We start from the raw sequence: 12,534 nt of genomic DNA on the forward strand, positions 1-12,534 counted from the left end.
CCGCGAGTTGTGCGTTCAGACACCGCGAAATGTGCACTCAGACCTCGCGCGCGGCCCGCTCCACGGCCTCGCGCGCCTTACGTGCCATGTCCTCGACGGCAGCACGCCGCACGGCATCGGCCTCGTACGCCGCACGACGGTCCTTCACCACCCGCGCCGGCACCCCGACCGCCACCGCGAAGTCCGGCACGTCCCCCCGGACGACCGCGTGCGCACCCACCACGCACCCCCGGCCGATCCGCGTCCCCCGCGTCACGGTGACCTTCGTGCCCAGCCAGCAGTCCGGACCGATGCGCACCGGCGACTTCACGATCCCCTGGTCCTTGATCGGCCGCGTGATGTCGGACGTCACGTGGTCGAAGTCGCACACGTACGCCCCGTCGGCGACGAGCGTGGCCGCGCCGACCTCCACGTCCAGGTAGCAGTTGACCGTGTTGCCCTTGCCGAACACGGCCTTGTCCCCGATCCGCAACGACCCCTCGTGGCACCGGATCGCGTTGTCGTCGCCGATGTGCACCCAGCGCCCGATCTCCAGCCGGCCGTAACCCCGGCGGCAGTGCAGCTCGACGCCGCGGCCGAGGAACACCATGCCGCGCAGCACCACGTGCGGGTGGGCCAGGCGCAGCCGCAGCAGTCGCCAGTACCGGACCAGGTACCACGGTGTGTACGCACGGTGCTTGATCACCCAGCGCAGTGACGCCCACGTGAGGAACTTCGCCTGCTGCGGGTCACGGCCGCGCCACGGGATCACGCGGGCACTTTAACCAGCACCCCCGGCGCCACCTCGACGAACCCGTTGCGCAGGTAGAGCGCCCGCGCGTGCGTGTTGGACTCGGCGAGCTGCAACGAGACCGGCCGCCGTCCCGCGTACTCGACCACCGTGCGCACCAGCGCGTCACCGACGCCCTGACCCCGCACCTCGGGCGCGACCCACAGCGACAGCAGCTCGACGCGCTCCTCGATCGGCGAGCCGGTCACCATGCCGACCTCCTCGCCGTCGAGCGTGGCCACGGCGTTGAGCGACGGCTTGGCCAACCGCTTGCGCCACCGCTCCTCGTCGGCCTGGGCCCAGTACTCGTAGGACGCCTCGAACGCGTCCGGCGAGTCGATCAGCGCCGCGAGCCGCAGGGTGCGCCACACGGGCCACTCGTCGATGTCCAGCGCACGCACGTCCAGCTCCATGCCGTCCAGCATGGCGGTTCACCCGTCCGAGAGCACCGTGTCGAAAACAACTGTGGGGTGCGTAGTGTCCGGTTCGTGACGACCCCTCTCATCGTCGACACGGACCCGGGCATCGACGACGCGTTCGCGCTGGCGTTGGCCGCCCACAGCCCCGAGGTCGACCTGATCGGCGTGACCACGGTGTTCGGCAACGTGTCGCTGGAGCACACCACGCGCAACGCCCTGGGCCTGCTGGCCGCCCTCGGCCGCCCGGACGTGCCGGTCGCGGCCGGTGCGGCGCGTCCGCTCGTGCACCCGCAGCCGCACGTGTCCCGCGCGCACGGCGACGACGGCCTGTCCGGTCTGGCCCACACCCTGCCGGTCGGGACGGCCGACCCGCGCGACGCCGTGACGCTGCTGCGCGACCTGCTGCTCGCCGCCGAACGGCCGGTGACGATCGTGCCCATCGGACCGTTGACGAACATCGCGCTGCTGCTGGCCGCCCACCCCGGTCTGAAGGAGAAGATCGACCGCCTGGTGGTCATGGGCGGCGGGCTCGCGGGCGGCAACATCACGGCGGCGGCCGAGTTCAACCTGTGGAGCGATCCGGAGGCCGCCCGGCGTGTGCTCGTGGACGAGGACGTGCCGGTCACGCTCGTGCCCATGGACCTGACGCAGCGGTGTGCCGTGACCGCGCAGTGGCTGGACCTGCTGTCGGCGTCGTCGCCGACGGGCGCGCTGCTGACGTCGTTCACGCCCGCGTACCTGGCCACCTACCGGCGTTTCCTGGGCTGGGACGGCATGGTGCTGCACGACGCCGTCGCGGTCGCCGAGGCGATCCGGCCGGGCCTGCTCACGACCGCGCGCCACCCGGTCGAGGTGGACTGCGCGCACGGCCCCGGGCGGGGCGCGCTGATCGCCGACCGGAGGCTGGAGGCGCAAGGCGGGATCGACGTCGCCGTGGACACCGACCTGGACGGGCTGCGGGCGTTCCTGCTGGAGCGGTTGGGCCATTAGAGGGACCCTTTGCACGGCCGTGGCCGCTCGACGTACTTATGGGGCATGGAGACGGAAAGCCGCCAGGTGGCGGCGGGGGACGCCTTCGACGAGTTCTTCCGGGCCGATTTCGCCCGGCTCATCGCCTACCTGGGCAAGCTCGGCTTCCGGCGGGAGGACGCGGAGGACGCCGCCGAGGAAGCCATGACCATCCTGTACACGCGGTGGTCGCAGGTCGAACACCCCGGCGCGTGGGTGCGGTCGGCGGCACGCCGGTGCGCGTCCCGGTTCGCGCGCCGGGAGCAGGAACGCGGTGCCCGTGAGGCACTCGGCGGCACGCTCGGTCACGACGGCGCACATCACGTGGAGGAAGTCCTGTGGCTGACCGACGAACTCGCCCGCCTGCCCACCCGCGAGCGCGATGTGGTCGCGTTGCGCGTGGAGGGTTTCAGCGCCGCGGAGATCGCGACGATCCTTGCGGTACGGCCGGCCACGGTCCGGTCCCACCTGCGCAACGCCCGCAAGCGGTTGCTGACGTGCACTGGCGCGATGCGCTGACGAAGGCGGACGAGACCCTGGTGGCGCTGACCGCCGCGACGGTCGACGTGGAGGCCGCGTTGCGGCGCGTGAAGCACGGGCCGGTGTTCGGGTTCGACCGGTGGCTGGGTGTGGTCGTGATCGACTGCCGCAGCGGTGCCTGAACGCACATTTCGTGGTGTCTGAACGCACAACTCGCGGTGTCTGAACGGCTAGCTCAGGGCGAGGCGGTGGAGGTGGGGGAGCTGGGGGAAGCGCTGGGCGCCGTGCACGAAGTACGACAGGAGCACGGTCAGCCACGGCGCGGTGGGGCCGGTCAGCATCAGGGGTTCGCTGTCCCCGAACGTCATCGCGCACCAGCCCGCCGCCGGGTCCCCGGTGAACTCCACCACGCCGCCGTGCCAGAAGCTCAACCACTGCCCCTGGATCTGGCACATCGTGCGCTGGTTCGTCACGACCGTGCGCGCCACGCAGTGCTCACGCCACTGCGGCGCGGACTGCGCGGCGGCCCGGTTGCGCGCGTTGGCGTTGCCGATCGCGTTCGCGGCCAGCCCCGCCGCGACGAACAGGGGCGAGCCGAAGAAGAAGCCGCTCGACTGCTGGTACTCCACGGTCATCGAGTAGTAGCGCGCGTACCCGATGGCCAGGTCGGCGTACGCGACCTCGTCCTGCCCGAGCACCAGCGGGCACGCCACCGGCTCGGGCACGCCGCCCGCGGCCAGGTGGCGGTACAGGTACACCGCCGCGGTCCACGAGTTCTGCCACTCCGCATCGACCGTCACGCGTCGACACCCCCTCGCTCCGTAGACGACAAGCCTACGGTCACAGGAACGCGTTCCCGGACGCGATCTTCGGGCGACCCAGGGGACCGTGGTCACGGACGACCGCGCGCCGGTAGACCCCGACCGTGCCCGCGGCGATCTCCGACCAGTCGAAGTCGGTGGTCAGCCTGGCTTTCGCGGCCCTGGCCCGGCGCACGGCGGCCGGCCGGTCGTCGAGCACGGACCGCACGGCGGCGGCCAGGCCCGCCACGTCGCCGGGTGTGAACGACACGCCCGTCTCCCCGTCCACCACGACCTCGCCCAGGCCGCCGGCCGTCGACGCGACCAGCGGCGTGCCCGCCGCGGCGGCCTCCAGGGCGACGATCCCGAACGGCTCGTACCGGCTGGGCAGCACGACCGCGTCCGCCGCCGCGAGCAACGCCGCGAGGTCGCGGTCGGGCAGGTGCCCGACGAAATCCACCGCACGCCGGACCCGGTGCGCACGGGCCTGGTCCACGAGCCACGACCCGTGCGTGCCCTCGCCGGCCACGACCACCCGCGCGCCCTTGTGCGTCCGCCTGATGCGCGGCAACGCCGCGATCAGGTCGTGCACGCCCTTCTCCCATTCCAGGCGCCCGAAGAACAGCAGCAGAGGCGTGCCGTCCGGGTTGTACGCCTTGCGCGCGGCCGTGGAGCGCACCCGCCAGCGGCGCGGCTCGATCCCGTTGTGCAGCACGGTGATCGTGGCCGGGTCGACGCCGAACAGGTGCGCCACCTCGGTCCGCATCGCCGCGGAGCACGTGATCACGGTGTCGGCCCGGTTCGCCAGCCACCACTCGACGGAGTGCACCTGCTGGTTGAGGGTCTTGGACAGCCACCCGCTGTGCCGGCCGGCCTCGGTGGCGTGGACCGTGGCCACGAGCGGCACACCGGCCGCCTCGGCCAGCGCCACGGCCGGGTGCGTCACGAGCCAGTCGTGGGCGTGCACCACGTCCGGCCGCCAGCCGCGCAGCAGCGCGAGCCCGGCGCGGGTCATCGCGTGGCCCATCGCCAGCGTCCACGCCACGAGGTCGCGTTCGAACACCAGGTGCGCCGGGTCCTCGGCGACCCGGACGAGCCGGACCCCGGCCACGACCTCGTCGGCGGTCGGGTGGGTGACCGCGTCCGTGCCCGAGGGGTGGCGGCAGAGCACGACGACGTCGTGGCCCTGTGTGGCGAGTCGGGTGGCGAGCGCGTGCACGTGCCGCCCGAGCCCGCCGACGACCACCGGCGGGTACTCCCACGACAACATCAGGACGCGCATCGGCGCTCCTCGTCTTCGGCGGCGGAATCCCGGCGGGTCAGGTCACGGGCGTCGAGGTGGCCGAACGGCCCGTCGACCCGGCGCAGGTCCGCGGCCCGCGCCCGACCCCGGCCGTGGCGTGCCGCGGCGACCAGTTCGGCGAACCGGTCCCCGTGGATCTCGGCCCGGTGGCGGGCGTAGTCGGCGGCGGAGTCCTTGGTGACCATGAACGCCCAGTCGCTGGCCAACGCGAGCAGCCCCTCCCGCACCGCCTGGTCGGCGACCGGGTCGCGGTCGGCCGAGGCGGGCAGGGCGAGCAGGGCGCGCTGGACGGCCTCGTTGCCCGCCACGATGTCGGCGACCCGCGGCCCGTGCCACACCCGCCAGTCCTTGCCCGAGCCCCACGACGACGCGGGCAGGTGCACGGCCGGCCCGACGTGCCCGGCCTCGACCGCGCCGCGCAGCGTGGTCACCCGGACCCCGGCCTCGGGCAGGGCGCGCAACACCGCCTCCAGCCACAGCGGACCTTCGTGCCACCAGTGCCCGTACAGCTCGGTGTCGTAGGCGGCGACGACCAGGGACGGCCTGCCGTGTCGTGCTTTCAGCTCACGCAACCTGGTGACGACCGTGTCCACGAAATCGAGCGCGTGCTTTCGTACGGCCAAGAGCGCGCGCTCGGGCTCGTAGGGCTTCTTGTCGTGCGGGGCGATGTGCGTGCCCGTGACCCGTGAAGGCTTGAGTCCGCTCGCGTGGTCGTAGGTGTGGAAGTCCCGGTACGCCGGATCACCCGGATACCCGGCCTTGGGCGACCACACCCGGTAGGAGACTTCGAGATCACGCCCGAACGCCAGCACGTCGGTGTCCCCGACCGGCCGGGCCAGGGCGGTGTCCCCGCGCAACGCCGGTCCGTCCACGAGGAAGCGTTCCACGCCCGCCGCCGCGTACCCCTCCTCCATACCCGGCGCGTAGGCGCACTCGGGAGCCCAGATGCCCTTGGGTCGCGTGCCGATCCGCAAAGCCGTGTCCCGCAACCCGGTCTCCAACGCGAACGCCCGCAGGCGCGGGTCGAGCAGCGGCTGGAAGGTGTGCGTCGCCGGTCCGCCGAGCGGTTCGACCACGCCCGCGTCGACCAACCGGCGCAGCACCGGCGAGAACCCGTGCCGCCACCGGGTTTCGAACGTCTCCAACGCCCACCGCGCGGCGCGGTGCTCCCGTGCGGCAAGGTCCGGCAACCGGGACGCGGCACCGTGCGCGCGGAGCTGCCAGTCGCCGAGCCAGTCGTGGACGCCGCGCAGGCAGTGGGGATCGTCGAGCTGGGCGGCGAGCACGGGCGTGACCCCGAGCGTGAGGAGGTCCGCGAAACCCTCGGCGGCCAGGCGTTCCACCAGGTCCACGACCGGCAGGTAGGAGTGCGCCCACGCCTGGTAGAGCCACTCCTCGCCGACCGGCCACGCGCCGTGGTGCGCGAGCCAGGGCAGGTGGCTGTGCAGGACGAGGCAGAACGAGCCCTCGCTCACGGGCGCACCGCCACCGCGACGAGGTCGAGGCTCGTGCCCACGTCGTCCGGGTCGATCACGAAGTCGGCCGCCGTCACCGACCCGACCGCGGCGAGCAGGTCCGCCGGCCACCGGTCGTCGACGACCGCGAGCTGCGCGTCGACCAGCGACCCGCCGAACCGGTGGTCGAGGTCGCGCAGGCGCGGTCCGTGCCGCAGTCCCGCCCGGGCGACGACCCGGAACCCGGCCCGGGACAGCAGGTCGCCGAGTTCCCGCGCGTCGAGCTCACGGGTGTGGAACGGGTTGAGCGGGGTGTCGCGGCCGGGCGAGAACGTGATCCGGTTGGGCGTGGTGAGCAGCAGCTTGCCGCCCGGCCGCAGGACGCGTCGGCACTCGTCGAGGAACCCGCCCTGGTCCCAGAGGTGTTCGACCACCTGGAGCGAGGCGACGACGTCGACGGCGCCGGCGCGCAACGGCAGCGCGGCCAGGTTCCCGCGTACCGCCCGCAGCGCGGGGTAAGTGCGTCGGACGTGCGCGATGGTGTGGGCGTCGTAGTCGAGCGCCACGACCTCGGCCGCCTCCCGGGCGATCGTCGCCGCGCCGTAGCCCTCGCCGCACCCGGCTTCGAGCACGACCGCGCCCGCGCAGTGGCCGGCCAGGTTCAGGTAGGCGGCCTCGTGCCGGCGGAACCAGTAGTTCTCGGCGACGATCCCGGGCACGGTGCGTTCGCCGGTCAGGAGCAGGCTCACCGCGTCAGCCTAGAGGTTCGTTACTCGCAAGTAGCGCGTGGCTCCTGGAGTGGGTGTCACTGTTTCGGGCTAATAGAGGGTGTCCCATTACCCGCTGATGTGGTCACGGGGCCTTCTTGTCGGGTTGGTCCCTATGCGGAAATTGACACAATCGAGTGAGGTCGCAGCGACCCGTGTTGATCTTGACGTGTGGCGTTCACGCAGGAAAACACTGTTCCGATCCGGTCGTGCGACCGCCGGAACGCGTTCCGGCACCACTGGTTGGCCATAACCGGCGTGGGTAGTCTCGCCGAATCTTCAGCCGGGCGGGGCGGCATTCGGTCGCCGCTGCCCAGCGGGTAGGAGCGAGGCAGATGGCTGGCGCCGGCGCGGTGGCGTTCGTGTTCGGTCTGTGCGCGTTGTCGTTCGCCGGTGGCTGTGTGCTGACGGCGTTCATGCTGCGTCGACCGGAACCGGTTCCCGATTCGGAACCGGGGTCCGACGACGACCGCGAGTCGAGACCGGGGCACGCCGGACCGGCACACCGCAGTCCCGTCCTGCACGTGCCCGAGTCGGCGCGCGGCCGATCGCCCGAGGGCACGGTGCCCGTCCAGGAACCACCCGAGGGGTCCAGCGCCGCGCGACCTTACGGGCGCGTGGCCCGCCGTGACGGGAGTTGACCGCCGGGGCCGGGGCGAACGCCATCCCCGTGCGCTCGCCCCGGTGGTCGCTCAGCGCTTGCGGAAGCGACGCAGGATGTCCTGCGCCTTCGCGCGGGTGCGCGGGTCCCGGGCGGCGTGCTTGATCCGGTCGACCGCCTGACGCCCCTGCGGACTGCGGGCGAACGCGGCGAGCTTGCTGAACAAGGAGGCCATGGTGTTTCTCCTTCCCGCAGGGCTCAACGCGCAAACGTCCGCGCGGGTTCCCTAAACCGGCGAAACGGTCACGGCGACCGCGCCCGGTCCGACGTGCGCGCCGATCGCCGAACTCACCGACGTGGTCAGGAACCGCCGCACGTGGGGGACCCTGGTGCGCAACAGGCCCAACACGGTCCGGGCCCGTTCCGTCGCGTCGAAGTGCTCCACGGCGATGTCCACCTGCTCGCGTCCGGCGTGCCGGACCGCGTGGTCGACCAGCTTGCGTAACGCCCGGTCGGTGCCCAACGCCCGGTCCAGCGGCGCGATCCGGCCGTCGGTCATGGTGAGCAACGGCTTGAGCGACAACGCGTTGCCCACGAACGCCGCCGTCGCGCCGATCCGCCCGCCGCGGCGCAGGTACTCCAACGTGTCCACGTACATCAGCTCGGCGCTGCGGTGGTAACTGTGTTGTGCCGCTTGGAGAACGCGCTGCACCGGACCGCCCGCCGCGGCCACGGTCGCCGCCGCCACGACCGCGTACCCGAGGCTCATCCCGACCGTCCTGGTGTCCACGACGTGCACCGGCACCTTCACCTGCGCGGCGGCGATGCGCGCCGCGTCGGCGGTCTGCGACAAGCCCGTGGACACGTGCAGCGACACCACGGCGTCCACGCCCGAAGCCGCCGCGTCCGCGTACGCCCAGAAGAACGCGCCGGGGTCCGGCGGCGTGGTGGCGACCTCGACCTGGTCGCGCAGCGCGTCGACGAGGCGGGGCACAGGGACGCGGACCTCGTCGTCGACCCAGTCGCCGATGCGGAGCTGGATCTGGGCGACGGTGACGCCGAGCTTCTCGACGAGCTGCGGCGGGAGGGATGCGGTCGAATCGGTGACTATCGCTACTCGCCGATGCATACCGCGAACCTAGCGTCACTTCGTGATGAGAACGCAACCTTCGGAAGTCTTGAGGGGTCGCCCGTCGACGTGCTTGATCGTCAGGGGTTTGCGCGGGTGCTACTGGCGGGTAACATAGGGGTGTCCGACACCACCATGCCAACGTCGCGACAGCATGGCAGGGTCACGGGACACACCGCACGCCACGGCGACCCGGGTCGATGCCACCGCGTCGCCCGGACGTCGCCGCCCGTCCGCAGGAGGTCGAAGGGGACCCATGAACATCGTCGTCCTGGTCAAGCAGGTGCCCGACACCTGGTCCGAGCGCAAGCTCGTCGACAGCGACCACACCCTCGACCGCGACGCCGCCGACGCGGTGCTCGACGAGATCAACGAGCGCGCCGTCGAGGAGGCGCTCGTCCTGCGCGAGACGCACGACGGCAAGGTGACCGTACTGGCCCTGGGCCCCGACCGCGCGACGGACGCCATCCGCAAGGCCCTGTCCATGGGCGCGGACGAGGCGGTGCACGTGAGCGACGAGGCGCTGCGCGGTTCCGACGCGCTGACGACCGCCCGTGTGCTGGCCAAGGCGCTCGGCACCGTCGACGGCGGTTTCGACCTGGTCGTCGCCGGCAACGAGGCCACCGACGGCCGCGCGGGCGCCGTGCCCGCCATCCTGGCCGAACTCCTGGGCCTGCCCCAGCTCACCCAGGTCCGCAAGGTCGTCGTCGAAGGCACGACCGTCCGGGCCGAGCGCGAGACCGACGAGGGCATCGCGTTCCTGGAGGCCACGCTGCCCGCCGTGGTCAGCGTGACCGAGAAGATCAACGAGCCGCGTTACCCGTCCTTCAAGGGCATCATGGCCGCTAAGAAGAAGAAGGTCACCACGCTGACCGTCGCGGACCTGGGCATCGACGCCGGGCAGGTGGGTCTGGGCGCCGCCGGGTCGCGCGTGCTCGAAGCCGCGCCCAAGCCGCCGCGGTCGGCCGGTCAGCGCGTCGAGGACGAGGGCGAGGGCGGTCGCAGGATCGCCGAGTACCTCGTCGGCCAGAAGCTCATCTGAAGGAGGGGAGGGAACCCATGTCCGAAATCCTGGTCCTGGTCGACCACGTCGACGGTGACGTCAAGAAGGTCACCCATGAACTGCTATCCGCCGCGCGCCGTCTCGGCGACCCGGCCGCGGTGGTCGTCGGTGCGCCCGGCGTCACGGCGAAGCTGAAGGAGTCGCTGGCGGTCCACGGCGCCACGAAGGTGTACGTGGCCGAGTCCGACGCCGCGACCGAGTACGTCGTCACGCCCAAGGTCGACGCGCTCGCCGCGGCCGTCGCCGCGGCCTCGCCCGGCGCCGTGCTCGTCCCGGCGACCGCGGAGGGCAAGGAGGTCGCGGGCCGACTGGCCGCGCGCCTGGGCTCCGGCCTGCTCTACGACGTCGTGGACCTCGACGGCGAGGGCGTCGCCACGCAGTCGATCTTCGGCGGCTCGTACGCGGTCAAGTCCCGGGTCACGACCGGCGTGCCGGTGCTCGCGCTGCGCCCCGGCGCCGTCGAGCCCGTCGAGGCGCCGGCCGAGGCGACCGAGGTCGTCGTGGACGTGCCCGCCGTGGACCCGGCGAAGAACGCGCGCGTCGTCGGCCGCGAGCCCCTGGTCGGCGGCGGCCGGCCGGACCTGTCCGAGGCCTCCGTCGTCGTCTCCGGCGGTCGCGGCGTCGGCAGCGCGGAGAAGTTCGACGTCGTGGAGAAGCTCGCGGACAGCCTCGGCGGTGCCGTCGGCGCCTCGCGCGCGGCCGTCGACTCCGGCTACTACCCGCACCAGTTCCAGGTCGGCCAGACCGGCAAGACGGTGTCCCCGCAGCTCTACATCGCGTTGGGCATCTCCGGTGCGATCCAGCACCGGGCCGGCATGCAGACCTCGAAGACGATCGTCGCGGTCAACAAGGACTCCGAGGCCCCGATCTTCGAGATCGCGGACTTCGGTGTCGTCGGCGACCTGTTCTCCGTCGCGCCGCAGTTGACCGAAGAGGTCGACAAGCGCAAGGGCTGAGCCGAAAGCGCGAACCGGGCCGTCCCCTCGAACGAGGGGACGGCCCGTCCGGTTCCGGGTGCACCGCCCCTTAACCGATCTGCCATTGACGTGTCACCGGAACGACCTGCTGTAAGTCGTCCAACGCCGGTCAACCTGAAGGCATGACGCAGCCGCAACTGCTTGTCAGCACCGGGGACGCCACCACCGGCACGCCGAGGTACTCCCTCCTGGTCGCCCGCGACGGTGCCGAGGTCGTCGCCGCGCAAAGACTGCGGCACCGCGTCTTCGCCGAGGAGATGGGCGCGACCCTGCACACCACCGCGCCCGGCCTCGACGTCGACGCGTTCGACGAGCACTGCGACCACCTCGTGGTCCGCGAGGACGACACCGGCGAGATCGTCGGCACCTACCGGATGCTGCCGCCCGACCGCGCCGCCGCGGCCGGCCGCCTGTACTCCGACACCGAGTTCGACCTGACCAACCTCGCCGACCTGCGGCCGAGCATCGTCGAGACCGGGCGGTCCTGCGTGGACGCCGCGCACCGCAACGGCGCCGTCGTCGGGCTGGTGTGGGCGGGCATCGCCCGGTACATGCTGCTGTCCGGCCACTCCTGGCTGGTCGGCTGCGCGTCCGTGCCGCTGCACGACGGCGGCTCGTACGCGGCCGGCGTGTGGGACCAGGTGCACGCCAAGCACTACGCCCCCGAGCGCTACCGCGTCAGCCCGCTCGTGCCGTGGGACGTCGACAGCGTCGAGCGCCCGGCGCGGACCGTGCTGCCCCCGCTGCTCAAGGGCTACCTGCGGTTGGGCGCGTGGGTGTGCGGCCGACCCGCCCACGACCCGGACTTCGGCGTCGCGGACCTGTTCGTGCTGCTGGGCATGGAGCACGTGGACCAGCGCTACCTCAAGTACTTCCTCGGGGAGACATCGTGAGCGCGCACCCGTGGATGCCGACATCGCCGTGCGGTGACGGCTGCGTCGACCACACCACGGCGACCGTGGGCGGTGTCCGGGCGGGCCTGCGCGCCCTGGCCGGCGTCCTGGTGCTGCTGTGCGGAATCCCGCTGCTGCCGGTGCTGCTGCTGACCCGCGGCCGAGTCCGGCGCACGGTGCTGCGGAGCTGGTTCCGCACGCTGCTGCGCGGGTTCGGCGTGCGGTTGGAGGTCGTCGGCCCCGCGCTGTTCCAGGCCACGCCCGGACGTGGCGTGCTGGTAGTGGCCAACCACGTGTCGTGGTTGGACGAACTCGCCCTCGACGCCGTCCAGCCGATCCGGATCGTGGCCAAGCGCGACATCCGCTCGTGGCCGGTGCTCGGCCCGCTGATCACCGCGTGCGGCACGGTCTACCTCGACCGCGAACGGCTCTCGCTGCTGCCCGGCACGGTCGCCGAACTGGCCGCGACCCTGCGCGACGGCGCGGCCGTCGGCATCCACGCCGAGGGCACGACGTGGTGCGGCCACGCGTCCGGCCGCTACCGGCCCGCGCTGTTCCAGAGCGCGCTCGACGCCGGTGTGCCCGTGCGGCCGGTCGTGCTGCGCTACCGGCAGGACGGCGCGACATCCACGCGACCGGCGTTCATCGGCTCGGACACCCTGGTCGACTCGATGCGCCGGGTGTTGCGGGCGCGCGGACTGGTCGTCGAGGTGCACGTCCTGGACGAGATCGCGCCGGGTCGTGCGGCCGACCGGCGCGGCCTGGCCGCGCTCGTGCAGCAGGAGTCCGAACGGGCCGTGGCCGGCGTGCTCCCGCTGCCCGTCCACCCGAGGCTTGACTTCGAGCGCACCGGAGGTTGAACCATTAGTTC

16 protein-coding genes are annotated in these 12,534 nt (G+C 72.4%); 8 read left to right on the forward strand and 8 right to left on the reverse strand.

What is annotated here, in order from left to right; all coding sequences use genetic code 11:
• Positions 1-37: 37 nt before the first annotated feature.
• Complete coding sequence (locus tag F4559_RS05110) at positions 38-751, reverse strand: acyltransferase (RefSeq protein ID WP_184666422.1); 714 nt, start codon at positions 749-751, stop codon at positions 38-40.
• A complete protein-coding gene (locus F4559_RS34805) occupies positions 748-1,194 on the reverse strand; it encodes a GNAT family N-acetyltransferase (protein ID WP_246445088.1) in 447 nt (148 codons plus the stop codon). The genes F4559_RS05110 and F4559_RS34805 overlap by 4 nt, the downstream gene beginning before the upstream one ends.
• A gap of 63 nt (positions 1,195-1,257) precedes the next feature.
• On the opposite strand from F4559_RS34805, the gene F4559_RS05120 reads away from it, so the two are divergent.
• Genes F4559_RS05120 through F4559_RS05130 form a run of 3 tightly spaced genes read left to right on the forward strand, consistent with a single transcriptional unit; the run spans position 1,258 to position 2,858 of the window.
• Entirely contained in the window at positions 1,258-2,178 is a 921-nt protein-coding gene (locus tag F4559_RS05120) for a nucleoside hydrolase (RefSeq protein WP_184666423.1), read from the forward strand.
• Positions 2,179-2,223: 45 nt separating this feature from the next.
• A complete protein-coding gene (locus F4559_RS05125; RefSeq protein WP_184666424.1) occupies positions 2,224-2,715 on the forward strand; it encodes an RNA polymerase sigma factor in 492 nt (163 codons plus the stop codon).
• Complete coding sequence (locus tag F4559_RS05130) at positions 2,694-2,858, forward strand: hypothetical protein (protein WP_184666425.1); 165 nt, start codon at positions 2,694-2,696, stop codon at positions 2,856-2,858. Before F4559_RS05125 ends, F4559_RS05130 begins: the two co-directional genes overlap by 22 nt.
• Before the next feature lie 48 nt (positions 2,859-2,906).
• On the opposite strand, the gene F4559_RS05135 is transcribed toward F4559_RS05130, so the two are convergent.
• Genes F4559_RS05135 through F4559_RS05150 form a run of 4 tightly spaced genes read right to left on the reverse strand, consistent with a single transcriptional unit; the run spans position 2,907 to position 6,982 of the window.
• Positions 2,907-3,476: a hypothetical protein gene (locus tag F4559_RS05135; protein ID WP_184666426.1), complete on the reverse strand. Its 570-nt coding sequence runs from the start codon at positions 3,474-3,476 to the stop codon at positions 2,907-2,909.
• A 40-nt stretch (positions 3,477-3,516) separates the two neighbouring features.
• Positions 3,517-4,758 (reverse strand): glycosyltransferase family 4 protein, encoded by a 1,242-nt coding sequence (locus F4559_RS05140; RefSeq protein ID WP_184666427.1) that lies wholly within the window; start codon positions 4,756-4,758, stop codon positions 3,517-3,519.
• The gene (locus F4559_RS05145; protein WP_184666428.1) at positions 4,746-6,254 is read right to left on the reverse strand and encodes a 1,4-alpha-glucan branching protein domain-containing protein; all 1,509 of its coding nucleotides are present in this window, start codon (positions 6,252-6,254) and stop codon (positions 4,746-4,748) included. Before F4559_RS05145 ends, F4559_RS05140 begins: the two co-directional genes overlap by 13 nt.
• Positions 6,251-6,982, reverse strand: a complete 732-nt coding sequence (locus F4559_RS05150; RefSeq protein WP_184666429.1) for a class I SAM-dependent methyltransferase — start codon at positions 6,980-6,982, stop codon at positions 6,251-6,253. The genes F4559_RS05145 and F4559_RS05150 overlap by 4 nt, the downstream gene beginning before the upstream one ends.
• Positions 6,983-7,335: 353 nt before the next feature.
• On the opposite strand from F4559_RS05150, the gene F4559_RS05155 reads away from it, so the two are divergent.
• Positions 7,336-7,641 carry a hypothetical protein gene (locus tag F4559_RS05155; RefSeq protein ID WP_184666430.1) on the forward strand — a complete coding sequence of 102 codons (306 nt, stop codon included), beginning with the start codon at positions 7,336-7,338 and terminating at the stop codon, positions 7,639-7,641.
• 51 nt (positions 7,642-7,692) lie between these two features.
• Here F4559_RS05155 and F4559_RS05160 read toward each other — a convergent pair whose 3' ends face one another.
• Positions 7,693-7,836 carry a hypothetical protein gene (locus F4559_RS05160; RefSeq protein ID WP_184666431.1) on the reverse strand — a complete coding sequence of 48 codons (144 nt, stop codon included), beginning with the start codon at positions 7,834-7,836 and terminating at the stop codon, positions 7,693-7,695.
• Positions 7,837-7,887: 51 nt separating this feature from the next.
• A complete protein-coding gene (locus tag F4559_RS05165; protein ID WP_184666432.1) occupies positions 7,888-8,730 on the reverse strand; it encodes a DegV family protein in 843 nt (280 codons plus the stop codon).
• A 256-nt stretch (positions 8,731-8,986) separates the two neighbouring features.
• On the opposite strand from F4559_RS05165, the gene F4559_RS05170 reads away from it, so the two are divergent.
• The 4 genes from F4559_RS05170 (at position 8,987) to F4559_RS05185 (ending at position 12,523) form a co-directional block, all read left to right on the forward strand.
• Entirely contained in the window at positions 8,987-9,772 is a 786-nt protein-coding gene (locus tag F4559_RS05170; RefSeq protein WP_184666433.1) for an electron transfer flavoprotein subunit beta/FixA family protein, read from the forward strand.
• A gap of 17 nt (positions 9,773-9,789) precedes the next feature.
• Positions 9,790-10,749, forward strand: a complete 960-nt coding sequence (locus tag F4559_RS05175) for an electron transfer flavoprotein subunit alpha/FixB family protein (RefSeq protein WP_184666434.1) — start codon at positions 9,790-9,792, stop codon at positions 10,747-10,749.
• A gap of 143 nt (positions 10,750-10,892) precedes the next feature.
• Positions 10,893-11,663: a GNAT family N-acetyltransferase gene (locus F4559_RS05180; protein WP_184666435.1), complete on the forward strand. Its 771-nt coding sequence runs from the start codon at positions 10,893-10,895 to the stop codon at positions 11,661-11,663.
• Positions 11,660-12,523 carry a lysophospholipid acyltransferase family protein gene (locus F4559_RS05185; protein ID WP_312865477.1) on the forward strand — a complete coding sequence of 288 codons (864 nt, stop codon included), beginning with the start codon at positions 11,660-11,662 and terminating at the stop codon, positions 12,521-12,523. The genes F4559_RS05180 and F4559_RS05185 overlap by 4 nt, the downstream gene beginning before the upstream one ends.
• Positions 12,524-12,534 lie beyond the last annotated feature (11 nt).

This window comes from Saccharothrix violaceirubra, assembly GCF_014203755.1.
Lineage (GTDB): Bacteria > Actinomycetota > Actinomycetes > Mycobacteriales > Pseudonocardiaceae > Actinosynnema > Actinosynnema violaceirubrum.

What these genes read in the sequence shown, in the direction of transcription:
- F4559_RS34805 (WP_246445088.1), bottom strand. Translation starts at nt 1,194, where the DNA reads ATGCTGGACGGCATGGAGCTGGACGTGCGTGCGCTGGACATCGACGAG.
- F4559_RS05125 (WP_184666424.1), top strand. Translation starts at nt 2,224, where the DNA reads ATGGAGACGGAAAGCCGCCAGGTGGCGGCGGGGGACGCCTTCGACGAG.
- F4559_RS05140 (WP_184666427.1), bottom strand. Translation starts at nt 4,758, where the DNA reads ATGCGCGTCCTGATGTTGTCGTGGGAGTACCCGCCGGTGGTCGTCGGC.
- F4559_RS05155 (WP_184666430.1), top strand. Translation starts at nt 7,336, where the DNA reads ATGGCTGGCGCCGGCGCGGTGGCGTTCGTGTTCGGTCTGTGCGCGTTG.
- F4559_RS05160 (WP_184666431.1), bottom strand. Translation starts at nt 7,836, where the DNA reads ATGGCCTCCTTGTTCAGCAAGCTCGCCGCGTTCGCCCGCAGTCCGCAG.
- F4559_RS05165 (WP_184666432.1), bottom strand. Translation starts at nt 8,730, where the DNA reads ATGCATCGGCGAGTAGCGATAGTCACCGATTCGACCGCATCCCTCCCG.
- F4559_RS05170 (WP_184666433.1), top strand. Translation starts at nt 8,987, where the DNA reads ATGAACATCGTCGTCCTGGTCAAGCAGGTGCCCGACACCTGGTCCGAG.
- F4559_RS05175 (WP_184666434.1), top strand. Translation starts at nt 9,790, where the DNA reads ATGTCCGAAATCCTGGTCCTGGTCGACCACGTCGACGGTGACGTCAAG.
- F4559_RS05180 (WP_184666435.1), top strand. Translation starts at nt 10,893, where the DNA reads ATGACGCAGCCGCAACTGCTTGTCAGCACCGGGGACGCCACCACCGGC.